The sequence below is a fragment of the Bradyrhizobium sp. S3.3.6 genome (assembly GCF_040546905.1).
Classification (GTDB): Bacteria; Pseudomonadota; Alphaproteobacteria; order Rhizobiales; family Xanthobacteraceae; genus Bradyrhizobium; species Bradyrhizobium cytisi.
In genome coordinates, this window is the sequence record NZ_JBEPOT010000001.1 from 317,480 (window position 1) to 333,562 (window position 16,083).

A 16,083-nucleotide genomic window follows, 5' to 3' on the forward strand; every position below is an offset into this window, starting at 1 on the left:
GAGCACCATGGCTGCCAGTATTTTGATCGCCGACGACGACGCCGTGGCCCGCCGTCTGGTCGAGAACATGGTGCAGAAGTGCGGCTATGAGACGATCGTCGTCGAGTCCGGCGACGCCGCGATCGCAGCCCTCACCGCGCCCGATGCACCTGTTATCGACGCCGTGATCCTCGATCTCGTCATGCCCGGCCTCGATGGCATGGGCGTGCTGGCGAAAATCCGCGAGGCGGGCCTCAGCGTCCCTGTCGTCGTGCAGACCGCCCATGGCGGCATCGACAACGTGATCTCGGCGATGCGCGCCGGCGCTGCCGATTTCGTGGTCAAGCCCGTCGGCCTTGAGCGGCTTCAGGTCTCGTTGCGCAACGCGCTCAACGCCTCCGCACTCAAGGGCGAATTGCAACGCATCCGTCACAGCCGTGAGGGCCGGCTGACCTTCTCCGACATCATCACGCGCGCCGAAGCGATGGCGAGCGTGATGCGCGCGGCCCAGAAGGCGGCGAACTCCTCGATCCCGGTGCTGATCGAAGGCGAGTCCGGCGTCGGCAAGGAGATGTTCGCACGCGCCATTCACGGCAGCGGCGAGCGCAAGGCAAAGCCGTTCGTCGCAGTCAATTGCGGCGCGATCCCCGACAACCTCGTCGAGTCCATCCTGTTCGGCCACGAGAAGGGCGCGTTCACCGGCGCGACCGAGCGGCATACCGGCAAATTCCTCGAGGCCCATGGCGGCACGCTGTTCCTGGACGAGGTCAGCGAGCTGCCGCTGACCGCACAGGTCAAATTGCTCCGCGCACTGCAGGAAGGCGCAGTCGAGGCGGTCGGCGGCCGCAAGCCCGTGAAGGTCGACGTCCGCATCATCTCCGCGACCAATCGCAAGCTTCTGGACCGGGTGAAGCAGGGACATTTCCGGGAGGATTTGTTCTACCGCCTGCATGTGCTGCCGCTGACGATCCCTTCACTCAGGGCCCGGCGCGAGGACATCCCGCATCTGCTGCGGCATTTCCTGGCGCGCTTTGCCGCCGAGGAGAACCGCCCCATCTCCGGCGTTAGCGGCGAGGCCATGGCGCATCTCGCCCAGCTCGACTGGCCTGGCAACATCCGCCAGCTCGAAAATGCGGTCTACCGCGCGGTGGTGATGAGCGAGAGCGACCAGCTCGGTCTCGACGATTTCCCGTTGCTAGCCTCGCATCCGCCCACCGCAACGGAAATTCCGACCGCGCCGCTGATGATCGAGCCGACCGCAGCGCCCTCGCTGGTCTCGGGTAATGAAATACCGATCGCGCCGCTGCCGCTGGCAGGGTCTCTCTCGATGTTGACCCCCACCGGCGATGTCCGACCATTGGAGGACATGGAGAACGAGATCATCCGCTTCGCGATCTCGCACTACCGCGGACAGATGTCCGAGGTGGCGCGTCGTCTCAAAATCGGCAGGTCCACGCTCTATCGCAAACTCGACGAAGCCGGGGTTCCCGGCCATGGCGGAAAAAGCGGCGAGGAGACGCACTGAACCTCATGCGAACGGAGGTTCGCGCGGCCAGACATTGCGCCCGCAACCCGTTGAATTACGGCAAAATTCGGCAACAAGCCAAACCGTGACTTGGAAGTGACAGAGACCGGGAAAAGCACGCGATGAAGCCGCACAATCCGTTGCAAACAGGCTTCCTTGACGTCAGTTTGTCGTGAGTTGTCCCGGGTAGCGCTGGCCGCAAAAACGGGGCCCGTATATCGTCTGCGTAGGAATCGTTGCGTGCAGGCGTGCGACTTTCGAGAGGCCGGCGCGATTCAGCCGAAACTCAATCAGGCGATAACGAAAGCTGTTCCACGAGGGGCAGTTCACCCAAGGGGTGCGACACAATGCGTGACTGTTTGAACCACCGTGCAGGCTTCGACCGTGTCTTGATGACGGTCGCGGCGACCTTCTTCACGGTGTCGGCCGGCTCGGCGCTGGCACAGGATCAGGCGCGCAGCAGCGCCGCCGAGCTCGCGATCGAAGCCGCGATCCCGCGCCCCGAGCCTGCAAACGTCCCGCCCCCGACCGCATCCGACATCAAGCTCGACGCCACCGCCACCGTCCAGGACGCGCCGAAGGGAGCCACCAAGGAAACTGCGAAGGAGCCCGCGAAGGCCGAAGCCGCTCCGGCCCCCGACAAGGTCGAGACCAAGCCGTCCGACGTCGCTACCACTCCGGCAGCCGACGCGCCGAAGACCGAGACGGCCAAGACCGAATCCGTAAAGACCGAATCCGCGAAGGCCGAGCCCGCCAAATCTGAAGCCGCCCAATCCGAGCCGGCCAAATCTGAACCTGCCAAAGCTGAATCTGCCAAACCTGAATCTGCCAAGCCTGATACCGCAGCAGCACCGGCGGCCACCCCCGCTGCACCTGCGGCGGCAGCAACGACCCCGGCCGCCGAGCCCGTGAAGGCCGCAAGCAACGTTCCCGCTGCCGACCAGCCGGTCGCCGACAAGCTCAAGGACGCCTTGGGCGCCAAGACTTCGCGCTATCTCGACCGCAAGAACGAGCGCGCCGCCGTCGAGAAGTTCTACGGCGCCCGTGACTTCGCGCCGGTCTGGACCCAAGCCGGCAACCTCACTGCTGCGGCCAAGGGCGTGATCGCACGGCTGAAGGATGCAGCCTCCGACGGTCTCAATCCGGCCGATTATCCGGTGCCGGATTTCGCCGCCGCCACGACGCCGGATGCGCTCGCCGATGCCGAGCTGAAGCTCACCGCCAGCATGTTCGACTATGCGCGCCAGGCGCAGAGCGGCCGCATGCACTGGTCCCAGGTCAGCGCCGACATCCTCTATCCCGAGCATCCGGTCGATCCGAACGAAGTGCTGACCAGGGTTTCGACGGCAGCCGACGCCTCCGCCGCGCTCGACAGCTACAACCCGCCGCAAAAGCTCTACAAGGAGCTGAAGGCGAAGCTCGCGCAGCTGCGTGGCCAGGGCGACGGCCCGGTGATCGAGATCACCGACGGCCCGGCGCTGAAGTACACGCCCGCCAAGGGCAAGAAGCAGGCGGAAGCCGTGGTGCAGGATCCGCGCGTGCCGCAGCTGCGCGCCAAGCTCGGTATCAGCGAGAACGCCAACGACGATCACTACGACGCCACGGTCGCCGAAGCCGTGCGAAAGTTCCAGGACGGCGCCGAGATCAAGGCCACCGGCGTGCTCGATGCGCCGACCGTGAAGGCGATGAACAGCCCGAAGCGCGACAAGCAGATCGACACCGTGCTGGTGAACATGGAGCGCTGGCGCTGGCTGCCGCGCGACCTCGGCGCGCCCTCGCTGGGCGATGCCTATGTCATCCTCAACATTCCCGACTACACGCTGAAGGTGATGCAGCGCGGCCAGCAGCTCTGGACCACCCGCGTCGTCACCGGCAAGCCGGGCCAGCACGCGACGCCGCTGCTGACCGAGACGATGAAGTACATCACGGTCAACCCGACCTGGAACGTCCCGCCGTCGATCGTCTATGGCGAATATCTGCCGGCGCTGCAGCAGGACCCGACCGTGCTACAGCGCATGGGCCTGAAGCTCGAGCAGAACCGTGACGGCTCGGTGCACATTTCGCAGCCGCCCGGTGAAGCCAACGCGCTCGGCCGCATCCGCTTCAACTTCCCGAACAAGTTCCTGGTCTATCAGCACGACACGCCGGACAAGAACCTGTTCGCCAGGGAAGATCGCGCCTTCAGCCATGGCTGCATGCGCGTGCAGAATCCGGATCAGTACGCCTCCGTGCTGCTCAACATCACCATGCCGGGCGAGAAGTACACGCCGGAGCGCGTGCGCAGCATGTACGGCTCGGGTGAGGTGGACCTGAAATTCCCGACCCCGATCCCGGTCAACATCACCTACCAGACCGCCTTCGTGGATGACGGCGGCAAGCTGCAATTCCGCAAGGACGTCTATGGCCGCGACGCGACCATGATCAACATCCTGAAGAACGGCCGCGGCAAGGACCTCGAAAACGTCGTGGCGCACTCGCAGCCAAGCTATTCGCGCCCGGCGACGACGCTGCCGGCCGGCGTGGCGGTGGCCAATAATGGCGGCGGGTTCGGCTCGTCCGGTCCGAACTTCTTCGAGCGGCTGTTCGGGGCCCCGACCCCGCCGCCGGCTCCGGTCGGCCGCCGGCCCCAGCAACAGCGGGTGTTCACCCGCTGAGCTGCCTCAGCACATAAAATTCTTCAATGAGATCAACGACCCCGTCCCATGGATGGGGTCGTTTAACGTTAACCATTCGCCACCCGGGTTCGGGCAGCGGGCGTTTTTTCGCCACACTGAGCCGGTTAGGATCGCAGTCTGACTTGGTTTTGGGGACGGGAAGGTCAACCTCGAATTAACCTTCTCGCTTTAACAAAGCGTTCATCCTCTTTCGCGCGCTAACGGGGTTGGCGGGAGAGTCCATTTTGAACGCTCGTCGACTGGGTGGGCTCATACGTGCTGGCTGGTTTCGCACGCCAATTCGCTGCGGTGTCGTTGTCCCATGCGGGAGTGAAGGTCGGATCTCGGATCGGCCTCGCCTCGCTGGTGCTGCTTGCGGCTGCCGGTTCGGTCCATAACGCCGCCGCGCTGAACGAGACCAAGACGCTCTCCTTCCACCACACCCACTCCGGCGAAGATCTCACCGTCACCTTCAAGCGCGATGGCCGCTATGACGAAGCCGCGCTGAAGACGCTCAACCATTTCCTGCGCGACTGGCGCACCCAGGACGAGACGGTCATGGACCGTCACCTCTTCGATATCCTCTGGGAAGTCTATCGCGACGTCGACGGCAAGCAGCCGATCCAGATCATCTCCTCCTATCGCTCCCCCGCCACCAACGCCATGCTCCGCCGGCGCTCCTCGGGCGTGGCGCGCTTCAGCCAGCACATGCTGGGCCATGCGATGGACTTCTACATTCCGGGCGTGCCGCTGGAGCAGATCCGCTTTGCCGGCCTGCGCCTCCAGCGCGGCGGCGTCGGCTTCTACCCGACCTCCGGCTCGCCCTTCGTGCATCTCGACACCGGCAGCATCCGGCACTGGCCGCGCATGACGCATGACCAGCTCGCCCGCGTCTTCCCCGACGGCCGCACCGTCCACGTTCCGACCGACGGCACGCCGCTGAAGGGATATGAGCTCGCCAAGGCCGACATCGAACGGCGCGGCGATGACACCGCGACCGTCGGCAAGCCGAGCTTCCTCGCCGCCTTGTTCAAGGGCAAATCAGCTCCCGCGACCAGCAGCGACGAGGATGACGAGGGCGCACCTGCCGTGGCCGAGAAGCCCGCGGCACCCACCGTGGTCGCAGCCGCCGCCAAGCCGGCCGATCCGGTCCCGACGCCCCGCGCCAAGCCGTCAGTCGCCGCCACGATCCAGCTCGCTTCGGCCGATGCGCAGCTCGTTGCGCCGCCCAAGCCGAAGCCCGCGCCCGTCGCTGACAAGCCGGCTGCCGGCAAATCTTCTGACGGAAAGCCCGAGACTCCGGCCGACATCATCAATGCCCGCGGCTTCTGGGATGCACCCGCCACGCCGCAGCAGGCGACGCCCGCCCAAGTCGCAGCCCTGAGGGCGCGCCAGGCGCTTGCCGCCGCCACCGATCCGCAGCCGACCGCGAGCGTCTCCAACGCCGCCTATCAGGCACTGGCCTATGCGCCGGCTTCCGCCTCCCCGGTCGACCGCGCCAACGTCGTCGCCGCCTCTGCGCCGATCCCGCGCGGCGTGCGCCCGGTGTCCGCGGCCCGCAACGCCGCGCCGGCCACCGAGATCAACACGGTCGTCGGCAAGAGCACCGGCGGCATGATCGCCACCGCGACCCGGCTCTCCGCCGCCAAGGGCGAGAGCATCTGGCTCAAGATCGTGATGCTGTCGCCAAGCGCCAGCCGCGCGATGTCGGTGACGCTGATGGGCGAGCTCGATACGGTTGCGTTGCGCGGTTATTTCGTGAAGCCGCAGGCCGTGATCGCGATGGGTTTCAGCGACGATCCCATGCAGGGCCTGTCCAGCGACAGTTTCTCGGGCAGCGCCACCGCCAAGCTCGAGACGACGTCCTTCGTCGTCCGCACCGCCGCGTTGCGCTGAGACTGACAGCCTAGCGCGCCTTCTTTTTTCCTCGCCGATCCAGATGATAGGTCAGCGCCAGCGACAGGCAGGCTGATAGTTCCTGCTTCGGCAGCTTGCCGGACAATGGCAGCAACAGCGCCCGGGTCTGCCGGTATTCGAACTGATCGGGAAAACGCTCGCGAAACGTATCGACCAGCGTCGTCTTGCAGTTGAACAGAATCGCGGCGTGGTCGGAGTCCTTGAGGCGGCCAAGCCGGATCGTGGAGCCGCTGCCGGTCTGCTCCGTGAGATAGGCAGGCTCGCCCCATTTCAGCGTTTCGGTGAGCCGGCCGACTTCGGCATGCGCCTTGGCCGTCGCCAAGATGAGCTTGCGCACGTCGAGAAGGCGCCGGCGGATCGGCGGCGGAAAAGCCTCGAAGACTCGGCTCACCTCGCGCGGCAACGGCGGTTCGCTCACGGATTCCTCCCGGATGGATCGAGGATCAGGCGGGCAGGCTTGCTCCCAGAAGGCCTGCCTCGTAGCGCTGACGGTCGACGTCGCGCTTATAATGCTGGGTGGAGAGATGATTGGCCACTGAAAATGCCGGCTCGCGCTTGAGAACCTCGGCTGCATGAGCGCGGGCCGCAATCGCGTTGCCCATCTGCGCAAAGATCGCGGCGAGGAACGCGTGATGGGTGTGATCGGGGCGCGTGATCCGTGAGATGGCCTCGGCAGCTTCGGCGTATTTCTCGGCACAATAATAGGCACGTCCGAGATGGCTCCAGAAGCGTTCGGGGTGATACGGGTTGAGCCGCATCGCCTTCCTGATCCAGTCGATGCCCTCTTCAGGCCGGCCCAGCCAGGTCAGCAGTTCGCCCTGCTGCACCACCACGAGGTCGTAGTTCGGGTTGAGCGCGAGCGCCCGCTCCTGATGGTAGGTGGCCTTGTCATGGTCGTCGCGGTTCAGATTGAGCGCCGCGAGAATACGGTGAACGTCGCTGTCATTGTCGTCGAGGGCCAGCGCGGTCTCCAGCTCCGAAGCCACCTGCTGGAAGGTGGCATCGCGATCCGCGCACCAGCCATAGACCCAGGTCTGGCCCAGGACGCACGCCTTCCACGCGTGCGCGTGAGCATAGTTCGCATCGAGTTCGACCGCCCGGTCGAGCAGAAGTTGCGCCCGCGCATTGTCTTCGCGATTGGAGCGATGGTGCAAGACCTTTGCGGCCAGCACGCATTCATAAGCCGCCATGTTGTCCGTGGGCTTGCGGTTCGCCCGATCGTGCGTGGCCGCCTCGACGCGGCCGGGCAACGTGGCCGCGATCGCCCGGGTCATCTCGTCCTGGATGGCGAAGATGTCCTTGAGCTCGCCGTCGTAGCGTTCGGCCCAAATGTGCCGGTCGGTTTCCGCATCGATCAGCTGCACGGTGACGCGGACGCGATCTCCGGCCTTTCGCACACTGCCCTCGATGACATAATCGACGCCGAATTCGCGGCCGACGTCCTGCACCTTGACCGCCTTGCCCTTGTACACAAAGGTGGAGTTGCGGGAGATCACCAGCAGGTCGTGGAAACGCGAAAGCTCGGTGATGATGTCTTCGGTCAGGCCATCCGCAAAGAACTCCTGCTCCGGGTCGCCGCTCATGTTGGCGAAGGGCAGCACGGCGATGGACGGCTTCTTCGACTTGCCGGTCGCCTTCGCAGCGCCCCTCGTGCCGTCAGATGCGCTTGCCGGACTCTCCTCCAGTCGTATCCGGTAGACGCGGATCGCACGGACGATGTTCTTGACGTTCTGCTCGCCGATATCCTCGAATGCAACGCCATCAAGGCGCTCGCCGAGCTGGTCGCGCACCGCGCTCGAGATGCAGATGCCTCCAGGCTCGGCCAGAGCCTCCAGCCGTGCCGCGACGTTGACGCCGTCGCCGAAAATATCGTTCTGGTCGACGATCACGTCGCCCAGATTGATGCCGATGCGGAATTGTATCCATCGCGGCGGCGGGACGTCGGCATTGCGTCGCCCCATCCGGTTCTGAATTTCAGCAGCGCACAGCACCGCGTCGACGACGCTATGGAATTCGACAAGCATGCCGTCGCCCGTCGTCTTGATGATGCGGCCGCGGTTTTTGGCAATGGCCGGATCGATCAGCTCGATCCGGTGGGTCTTGAGGCGCGCAAGCGTGCCAGCCTCATCGGCCTCCATGAGCCGGCTAAAGCCGACCATGTCGGCCGCGAGGACCGCTGCGAGCCTACGCTCAGGTCCAGGCACATCCATTGCTCGGTCCCTTCACCGAGCACTCTAGCAGACGAGCGGATTTTGCCCAAGCTGGGTGCGCTGCAAATCGCAGCGGGACGAGGTATCCTACCGATGAAGCTGCGGCCTCGTCGCCTCAGATCATCCCAAGCGCCTGCATGTAGGTCTCGAGAATCGTCTCGGCCTCTGCGCGCTCGTTCGGGTCCTGCTTGCGCATGCGTACGATGGTGCGCAGGGCCTTGACGTCGTAGCCGTTGCCCTTGGCTTCGGCGAAGACGTCGCGGATGTCGTCGGAGATCGCCTTCTTCTCTTCCTCCAGCCGCTCGATGCGCTCGATGATGGATTTGAGCTGGTCCTTGGCAAATTTCGTCGCGGGCTCGTCGTCGCGGACGGCGGCGGAGGTGGCCATCTTGGTACTCCCAATGGAACTGGCAAAACGAGGTGACGCCGGCATCCTCACCGCGCGTGCTGGTGAGACCCTTAGGGTTGGCGCCGATTGCGTTCAAGCGAGCATCGCGCTCGTCCACAGCGCGCCCACACCTTCCTGCGGGGAGGCGAAGAAAGCTGTTGTGTGGTGCGACTCAAGCCGCGGGCCCCGGACAGTCCGCTCAATGGCTGTTGGAATGGACTTTCTTCATCGCCTCGAGCTGCTCAGGGCTGGTCGTGCCCTGGTGCTTCGCCTTCCAGGTCTCGTAGGGCATGCCGTAGACGGCCTCGCGGCTCTCGTCCTTGCTTAAGCTTACGCCCTGGGCGTCGGCAGCGTCCTTGAGCCAGTTGGACAGGCAGTTGCGGCAGAAGCCGGCCAGATTCATCAGATCGATGTTCTGGACGTCCGTCCGCGTCTTCAGATGGTCGACCAGGCGCCGGAAAGCGGCCGCCTCGAGCTCCGTTCTGGTTTTGTCGTCGATTGCCATGGCTGAATCCCCTTGGCCTTTCTCTTGGCTCTGATCTTGATGGTGGTCACCCTTTACGGGATCAGGTGGGGTCCCGTCACAGATTTTGCCATATCGCGGCGCAAACGGCCTCGAAGCAGCCCAGGGGGCAGTTCCCCGGCTCTACGCCAAATCGTCAATCATCTGGTATACGTTCCGCGACAATGATCGCCGAATCTCCCCGCTCCGCCCTTCGCCTGCTCGCCCGGTTGGTCCCGGCGCTGGCGGTTGCTTTGCTGTGCCTCTGGGCCAACCCGGCCTCGGCCGATTTCCGGCTTTGCAACAACACCTCGAGCCGGGTCGGCATTGCGCTTGGCTACAAGGACGCCGACGGCTGGACCACGGAAGGCTGGTGGAACATCTCGTCCCGCTCCTGCGAGACCCTGCTGCGGGGAACGCTGGTCGCCCGCTACTATTACATCTACGCGATCGACTATGACCGCGGCGGCGAATGGTCGGGGCAGGCCTTCATGTGCTCGCGCGACAAGGAATTCACAATTCGCGGCACCGAGGACTGCCTGGCGCGCGGCTATGACCGGACCGGCTATTTCGAGGTCGATACCGGCGAGCAGCGGGCCTGGACGGTACAGCTCACCGATGCCAACGAGCAGCCCGCCCAGCAACGTGTCCCCGGGATGCCCGGCCCTGTTGGCCCTGGTGGCGGCGTTCCGGGTTTGCCCAATAGCCCGCCCGGTGGTACGCCCCCCGCCGCGCCTGGCCTTCCGCCAGCCCCCTCACCACCGTCTGGAAATAAGCCATGAGGCGTCTTCGCCGTATCAAGATTCTCGCGACGCTCGGACCCGCTTCTTCTGACCTCGCGATGATCCGCCGCCTGTTCGAGGCCGGCGCCGACGTTTTCCGCATCAATATGAGCCACACCCCGCATGACAAGATGCGGGAGCTGGTGGCGACGATCCGCAATGTCGAGAGCAGCTACGGCCGCCCGATCGGCATCCTGGTCGACCTGCAGGGCCCGAAGCTCCGGCTTGGCGCCTTCGCGGAAGGCGCGGTCCAGCTCCAGAACGGCCAGATCTTCACGCTGGATTCCGACAAGAGCCCGGGCGATACCACCCGCGTCAATCTCCCGCATCCGGAGATACTTGCTGCGCTGCGGCCCGGCCATGCCCTGCTGCTCGACGACGGCAAGGTACGTCTGATCGCGGAGGAGACCACGAAGGAGCACGCGGTGACGCGCGTCGTGGTCGGCGGCAAGATGTCCGACCGCAAGGGCGTCAGCCTTCCGGATACGGACCTGCCGGTCTCGGCGATGACACCGAAGGACCGCGCCGATCTCGAGGCCGCGCTGGTTACCGGCGTCGACTGGATTGCGCTCTCCTTCGTGCAGCGCGCCGACGACGTGATCGAGGCCAAGAAGATGATCCGCGGCCGCGCCGCGGTCATGGCCAAGATCGAGAAGCCGCAGGCGATCGACCGCCTCGCCGACATCATCGAGGCCTCCGACGCCCTGATGGTGGCGCGCGGCGACCTCGGCGTCGAGCTGCCGCTGGAGCGCGTGCCGAGCCTTCAAAAGCAAATGACGCGCATGGCGCGCCGCGCCGGCAAGCCGGTGGTGATCGCGACCCAGATGCTGGAATCGATGATCCAATCGCCGGTGCCGACCCGCGCCGAAGTCTCCGACGTCGCCACCGCGGTCTACGAGGGCGCCGACGCCATCATGCTGTCGGCGGAATCGGCGGCCGGCAAATTCCCGGTTGAGGCGGTCTCGACCATGAACCGCATCGGCGAGGAGGTCGAGCGCGACCCGATTTACCGCTCCGTGTTGACGGCCCAGCGCCCCGCACCGGAATCCACCGCCGGCGACGCCATCGCCGATGCCGCACGGCAGATCGCCGAAACGCTCGACCTGCCCGCTTTGATCTGCTGGACCAGCTCGGGCTCGACCGCGGTGCGCGTGGCGCGCGAGCGGCCGAAGCCGCCGGTCGTGGCGATCACGCCGAACATCCAGGCCGGACGGCGGCTCGCGGTCGTGTGGGGCGTACACTGCGTGGTGGCGGAAGACGCGCGCGACCAGGACGACATGGTCAGCCGCGCCGGCCAGATCGCCTTCCGCGACGGTTTCGTCCGCGCCGGCCAGCGCGTGATCATCGTCGCCGGCGTGCCGCTCGGCATTCCCGGCACCACCAACATGGTGCGGATCGCCTCGGTCGGCCCCGAGGGCAATTCGGATATCTAGGTCCGCCATCGCCGGACCAACAAAAACGCCGAAAACAACCCCATGCACAGTAGCCGGCCGATCCGGCGGGCGTGCTCGGGTTTCTCGAAAAAGCGTGCTCAGGCAATGGCTTGGGTACGATCAGGTCGCAGCCCCGATCGCACCGGCATTTCAGGCCCCGACCAGCGCCTTGGCCGTCGGCAGCAGCGTCTGCTGCACCACCAGACCGCGGGCGCGGGCGTCCATGACGCCGACGGCGCGCAGCGCAAGCAGCGTCACGGTCTGCACCGCATCGCGCATCTTGACGGGATCTTCGAGATTGTCGGGTGCGAGCGGCCCGACCAGCGCCTCGTGCAGCGCACCCAGCAGCGCGGTCGCGGCCAACGCGGTGTCCTGCGCCGGCAGATGGCCGGCGCGCACGGCGGCGTCGATCCGGGCAGCGATCTCGCCGGCAATCTCACGGCGGCTGGCAAGCCTGGAGGCGCTGACATCGACATCGACAGGCTCGGCCAGGATGCCCCAGGCGAGGCGCCGCTGCGACAGCGTATGGACGGCCACCGTGGTCACGGCCGCCGCCAGCGCGGAGGACGGGCCAGGCGCGGCATCGGCCGCGCGCCGGATCGCCGCGAGCTCGTCGCGGGAGACCTCGGAGATCAATTCGGAGATCAGCTCGGCCTTGGAGGGGAAGTAGCGATAGACGGTGCCGGCCGCGACATTGGCCCGGACCGCGACCGGTGCGATCTGCACCGCCGCCATGCCCCCTTCGGCTGCGGCTTCCCTTGCCGCCGCCAGGATGGCGCTGCGTCGAGCCGCAAGGCGCTTAACCACTTGATGCGTTCGCCGATAAACCATGGCGCGCTTCCTGTCCCACACGCTTGCCGCACGCCCGCGGCCGAACGCTTCGTCACTGCAATTGCAAATCGCCCCGCAAGGACTGAACAACTATTCAGGGGGGATGACAAGAAGCAAATGCGTGATGCCGGTTTTCGCGCTTTCCGGCACAGATTCATGCAACTTTAACTGGCCGCCCTTAGTCCTACGGTGTCCATCGGAATCGGCAATGCGCGCCACCAGCGTACTTTCTGCGTCACGCCCCGTTTTCGGAAGAGGCTGCGACCATCAGCTCATGGCGCCTTGATGCTGCAACGCGCGACAACTGCTGCTGACTTGCCCGAAGCCATGCCCATGCCGGCGGCCGGAGGTTTGCTGCGATCATCGATGGCGAACCTGCGCGGCAAGGCGCTTGTACCCCTCGCCGTTGTCGTCTGCTCGATGCTGGCGGGCGCGATTTACACCTTCGCGATGGGCGAGGACGTCAACTGGGATTGGCAGAACTATCACGAATACAATGTCTGGGCCGTGCTCAACGGCCACTATGGCGTAGATGCGGTGCCGCCGGGCTTTCAAACCTACTTCAATCCGATCGTCTATTTCCCCGTCTATTACCTTCGGCACTATCTGCCGTCGCCGTACGGGCTGATGATCATCGGCGCAATTCACGGCCTCAACCTCGCGCTGATTTGGCTGTTTGCACGCCTGGTGCTGGGACGAGCCGCAACCGTCGCTGCGATCGCGGCGGCGGTCGCAATCGCGGCCTCAGGTCCGATGACGCTCTCGGAAGTCGGCACGAGCTTTTCCGACGTGCTGCTGGCATTGCCCGTGATCGGCGGTTTCCTTCTGATCCTGGTTGCGGATCGCCGGCCCGCAGTCCGCTATCTGCTGGCCGGGCTCCTGATCGGCGCCGCGGTCGGGCTGAAGCTGACCAATGTCGTCTACGCGATCGGCGCAGCCGCAGCACTGCTCGCCGCCGCGCGTCCGCTTCGGGCGACCATCCTGCTTGGGCTTGGCGGTATTGTAGGCGCGGCGCTCACCGGCGGGGAATGGTGCCTGATCGCCTGGCGCGACACCGGCAATCCGATCTTCCCGCTGTTCAATGCCGTCTTCCAGTCAGGCGAGGTCGCGGCCGTCAATCTGATGGACGCGCAGTTCATGCCGCACAGCGTGTCCGACGCACTGGCCTATCCGTTCTACTGGCTGATAGGCGACCACAGAGGCGCGGAGCATCCGTTCCGCGACGCGCGCTTCGCGGTCGTGGCGGTCCTGCTCGTGCTCGGCCTGCTTGTGCGCATGACGCGCGACAGCGCGATCCTCACACGACGTGACGTGCAGCTGGTGGTGCTGTTTACAGTCTCGTACCTGGCGTGGCTCGGCCTGTTCTCGATCCAGCGCTATGCGGTGGTTCTGGAATTGTTGTGCGGCCCGATCATCGTTCTGCTGCTCGCGCGCCTCGCTGCGAGCGCGAGGCCGGCATGGCCCGCGACGTCCTCGGCTCCACTGAACGCGCTGATGTTGACGGTTGCGGTAGGGATCGCACTGTGGTCGCAGCCGGCGGATTGGTGGCACCGCCCCTGGTCAGAGACCTACCGGCCGAACATCGCCGATGAGCTCGATCAGCCCGCGACCTACTTTATCCTCGGCAAGCCGCTCGCCTATATCGCGCCGCAGCTTCCGCCGCAGTCGCGCTTCTACCTGCTCGCCGATATCGGTGTGCCCATCGTCCCCGGCGGCATCTTTGACCAGCGCATCCGCGCCGGGCTGAAGGCTCCCCTGCCCGGCGGTCTCCGCGAATTGCACATGCGCGGCGAACCGGACCGCAGCGCGCTGCTGGATCGCTACGCGCTTGCCATCGATGCCAGTAGGCCCTGTGTCGCCATCGAGGGCGCCCGCCCCGGCACGATCCTCGAAAGCTGCCCGCTCATTGAACGGGCCTCGCGTTAGTTCAGTTCGTTGATGTTGCCGCGAGCTGCATCGATGCAGCCTCGGCAGCCCGCCAGGCTGCGCAGCGGCCGAGGATCAGCCCGAACACGATGAGGATCGCCGGGAAGCCCACCGGTTGCCCGAGAAACAGGAAGGTCGCAAGCAGCGCGAACACAAGGGCCAAGGCCATCACCTCATGGCGCGCGAAACCTTCATCGAGGCCGGCGCGGATGAGAAAGGCCACCGCGATGCCCAGCACAACCAGATCATACATGAAGAGATAGGGCGTCGTGAGCAGCGTTGCCGCCGCGAGCATCGCCGCCTTCAGCGCGTAGGGCAGCCGGCTCCGCCACATCACGACCAGCACGACGGCAACCGCGGCCGTCAACACCCACTGGAAGATCCAGCCGAGCTGCTCGGTGCCGCCGACATAGCGCACCAGCGCGAAGATGCTCTGCATCTTGAACCAGGGTGCCCTTCCTTCGGTCAGGAAGGCCTGCGAGAACATCGGAATCCAGTGGAAGAAGGCCTGCCAGCTTTCGGTCCCGAATGCGAGCCAGGACGCCCCTGCGATCGTCACGGTGACGATGGCGGCGGTGAAAAGCACCGTCCACTCGGCGGCGGCGATCAACACCATCGGAAACAGCAGTCCATATTGGGGTTTGTAGCTCAGAAGGCCGAGGCAAATTCCAGCCAGCACCGGCCGCGTCGGCAGCAGATAAAGCATGCCGCCGATCAGGGACGCCGTGAGGAAACCGTTCTGCCCGACCAGGACGTTGAGGAAGGTGGCAGGAAATCCAATCGCAAGCACCAGGCCCGCATTGCGCCCGATGATGGCGCGCATCACGGCGAGGTAGGGCACCATGCTGAACGCGGCCCAGCCGATGAAGGCCACCGCATAGGGAAACTGCGCGAGGAGAGAGGCGACGAACAGGAAGGGCGGCGGATAGTGCCAGGCGAAATGGCCGACAAAATCCTGCTTGAGCAGCGCAAGCTCGACCTGCTTCTGGATGTCCCAATCCCAGGCCTGCGCGGGATGGCCCTCGAGCGCCAGTTTTCCGGCCGCCCACACATTGACGAAGTCCGTCGGGATGCCGCGTCCGTCCGCGCCGAAGATCCACACATGCGTGAGATAGGCCGTCGGAAAATACGCCAGCGTGACGATCGCCAGCACGAACGAGATGTTGAGGAGGGTCGCAGGGAGTACGCCGTGACGAGCAACAGCAGGCGGGGCGGACGAAGCTTCGGCCATGCAGCTTCCTTTGACGCAATACGGTGACGCGGATGCGTTCAAGCCATACACCCGAGGGGCTTGAAGGAGGCTTAAGCCTGATCGTCGAATGCCCCGCGGGCAACGCAAAAGAGCCCCGTCGATGACGGGGCTCTTCGCTATTCCGTTGATCGTCCGGCTTACTTGAGGCTGGACGAGATCGAGCCGAACTTGGCGTTCAGCGTGGTGCCGAGGTTGTTGACGACGGTGATGATCGCCAGCGCGATGCCGGCGGCGATCAGGCCGTATTCAATGGCGGTGGCGCCGGATTCGTCCTTCACGAAACGCGAAATGAGGTTCTTCATAGACTGCTCCAAAGGATACACGTGGCTTCAACTGGTCTGGTCTTTTCGGCTTCCCAGCGCCGCCCGACCATGGAACCCAACGTAAGGGCAAAGACTTGCGCCGCAGTTAATTCGACTGCGGAAATACGGAACCGTTTGTATGTATTCGCCGATGGTAAATCGAAATTGAAAACAATCGGTTAAATTGCAGAGACATATACCGGCGCTCTCTCCATTCCCTCCCCGCTTGTGGGCAGGACTATCGCAGATGGGAGCGATTCCGCTGTGACCATCCTTCGAGACGCCCGCCGTTGGCGGGCCCTCAGGATGAGGACCTGAGTGTGCGGCCGTCGTTTTGATGAGCACCGATGCCGCTTAGCCTCATCCTGAGGAGACCGCGAAG

13 protein-coding genes are annotated in these 16,083 nt (G+C 65.0%); 6 read left to right on the plus strand and 7 right to left on the minus strand.

Annotated elements, in window-relative coordinates; translation table 11 throughout:
• Positions 1-7: 7 nt before the first annotated feature.
• The 3 genes from ABID59_RS01525 (at position 8) to ABID59_RS01535 (ending at position 6,054) form a co-directional block, all read left to right on the plus strand.
• Entirely contained in the window at positions 8-1,504 is a 1,497-nt protein-coding gene (locus ABID59_RS01525) for a sigma-54-dependent transcriptional regulator (RefSeq protein ID WP_354082225.1), read from the plus strand.
• A 347-nt stretch (positions 1,505-1,851) separates the two neighbouring features.
• The gene (locus ABID59_RS01530) at positions 1,852-4,158 is read left to right on the plus strand and encodes a L,D-transpeptidase scaffold domain-containing protein (protein ID WP_354082226.1); all 2,307 of its coding nucleotides are present in this window, start codon (positions 1,852-1,854) and stop codon (positions 4,156-4,158) included.
• Positions 4,159-4,422: 264 nt separating this feature from the next.
• A complete protein-coding gene (locus tag ABID59_RS01535; RefSeq protein WP_354082227.1) occupies positions 4,423-6,054 on the plus strand; it encodes a peptidoglycan L,D-endopeptidase MepK in 1,632 nt (543 codons plus the stop codon).
• 10 nt (positions 6,055-6,064) lie between these two features.
• On the opposite strand, the gene ABID59_RS01540 is transcribed toward ABID59_RS01535, so the two are convergent.
• The 4 genes from ABID59_RS01540 to ABID59_RS01555 form a co-directional block, all read right to left on the minus strand.
• Positions 6,065-6,493, minus strand: coding sequence for a DUF1801 domain-containing protein (locus ABID59_RS01540; RefSeq protein WP_354032298.1), 429 nt, complete (start codon positions 6,491-6,493; stop codon positions 6,065-6,067).
• Between the two features lie 25 nt (positions 6,494-6,518).
• Complete coding sequence (locus ABID59_RS01545) at positions 6,519-8,285, minus strand: adenylate/guanylate cyclase domain-containing protein (protein WP_148753987.1); 1,767 nt, start codon at positions 8,283-8,285, stop codon at positions 6,519-6,521.
• Between the two features lie 115 nt (positions 8,286-8,400).
• Entirely contained in the window at positions 8,401-8,673 is a 273-nt protein-coding gene (locus ABID59_RS01550; RefSeq protein ID WP_007596286.1) for a DUF2312 domain-containing protein, read from the minus strand.
• A 199-nt stretch (positions 8,674-8,872) separates the two neighbouring features.
• Entirely contained in the window at positions 8,873-9,178 is a 306-nt protein-coding gene (locus ABID59_RS01555; protein WP_354032299.1) for a DUF1244 domain-containing protein, read from the minus strand.
• Between the two features lie 182 nt (positions 9,179-9,360).
• On the opposite strand from ABID59_RS01555, the gene ABID59_RS01560 reads away from it, so the two are divergent.
• Both ABID59_RS01560 and pyk read left to right on the plus strand, forming a co-directional pair.
• On the plus strand, positions 9,361-9,957 hold the full coding sequence (locus ABID59_RS01560) for a DUF1036 domain-containing protein (RefSeq protein ID WP_354082228.1): 597 nt from the start codon (positions 9,361-9,363) through the stop codon (positions 9,955-9,957).
• Complete coding sequence (gene pyk, locus ABID59_RS01565; RefSeq protein ID WP_148753990.1) at positions 9,954-11,390, plus strand: pyruvate kinase; 1,437 nt, start codon at positions 9,954-9,956, stop codon at positions 11,388-11,390. Before ABID59_RS01560 ends, pyk begins: the two co-directional genes overlap by 4 nt.
• A gap of 150 nt (positions 11,391-11,540) precedes the next feature.
• Here the strand turns inward: pyk and ABID59_RS01570 are convergent, their stop codons facing one another.
• Positions 11,541-12,221 carry a TetR/AcrR family transcriptional regulator gene (locus tag ABID59_RS01570; RefSeq protein ID WP_148753991.1) on the minus strand — a complete coding sequence of 227 codons (681 nt, stop codon included), beginning with the start codon at positions 12,219-12,221 and terminating at the stop codon, positions 11,541-11,543.
• A gap of 366 nt (positions 12,222-12,587) precedes the next feature.
• On the opposite strand from ABID59_RS01570, the gene ABID59_RS01575 reads away from it, so the two are divergent.
• Complete coding sequence (locus ABID59_RS01575; protein ID WP_354082229.1) at positions 12,588-14,147, plus strand: glycosyltransferase 87 family protein; 1,560 nt, start codon at positions 12,588-12,590, stop codon at positions 14,145-14,147.
• A 1-nt stretch (position 14,148) separates the two neighbouring features.
• On the opposite strand, the gene ABID59_RS01580 is transcribed toward ABID59_RS01575, so the two are convergent.
• A complete protein-coding gene (locus tag ABID59_RS01580; protein WP_354082230.1) occupies positions 14,149-15,378 on the minus strand; it encodes a glycosyltransferase family 87 protein in 1,230 nt (409 codons plus the stop codon).
• Between the two features lie 158 nt (positions 15,379-15,536).
• Complete coding sequence (locus tag ABID59_RS01585; protein ID WP_148753994.1) at positions 15,537-15,701, minus strand: Flp family type IVb pilin; 165 nt, start codon at positions 15,699-15,701, stop codon at positions 15,537-15,539.
• Positions 15,702-16,083 lie beyond the last annotated feature (382 nt).

What these genes read in the sequence shown, in the direction of transcription:
- ABID59_RS01585 (WP_148753994.1), bottom strand. Translation starts at nt 15,701, where the DNA reads ATGAAGAACCTCATTTCGCGTTTCGTGAAGGACGAATCCGGCGCCACC.
- ABID59_RS01525 (WP_354082225.1), top strand. Translation starts at nt 8, where the DNA reads ATGGCTGCCAGTATTTTGATCGCCGACGACGACGCCGTGGCCCGCCGT.
- ABID59_RS01560 (WP_354082228.1), top strand. Translation starts at nt 9,361, where the DNA reads ATGATCGCCGAATCTCCCCGCTCCGCCCTTCGCCTGCTCGCCCGGTTG.
- ABID59_RS01550 (WP_007596286.1), bottom strand. Translation starts at nt 8,673, where the DNA reads ATGGCCACCTCCGCCGCCGTCCGCGACGACGAGCCCGCGACGAAATTT.
- ABID59_RS01580 (WP_354082230.1), bottom strand. Translation starts at nt 15,378, where the DNA reads ATGGCCGAAGCTTCGTCCGCCCCGCCTGCTGTTGCTCGTCACGGCGTA.
- ABID59_RS01570 (WP_148753991.1), bottom strand. Translation starts at nt 12,221, where the DNA reads ATGGTTTATCGGCGAACGCATCAAGTGGTTAAGCGCCTTGCGGCTCGA.
- ABID59_RS01555 (WP_354032299.1), bottom strand. Translation starts at nt 9,178, where the DNA reads ATGGCAATCGACGACAAAACCAGAACGGAGCTCGAGGCGGCCGCTTTC.
- ABID59_RS01545 (WP_148753987.1), bottom strand. Translation starts at nt 8,285, where the DNA reads ATGGATGTGCCTGGACCTGAGCGTAGGCTCGCAGCGGTCCTCGCGGCC.
- pyk (WP_148753990.1), top strand. Translation starts at nt 9,954, where the DNA reads ATGAGGCGTCTTCGCCGTATCAAGATTCTCGCGACGCTCGGACCCGCT.
- ABID59_RS01530 (WP_354082226.1), top strand. Translation starts at nt 1,852, where the DNA reads ATGCGTGACTGTTTGAACCACCGTGCAGGCTTCGACCGTGTCTTGATG.
- ABID59_RS01575 (WP_354082229.1), top strand. Translation starts at nt 12,588, where the DNA reads ATGGCGAACCTGCGCGGCAAGGCGCTTGTACCCCTCGCCGTTGTCGTC.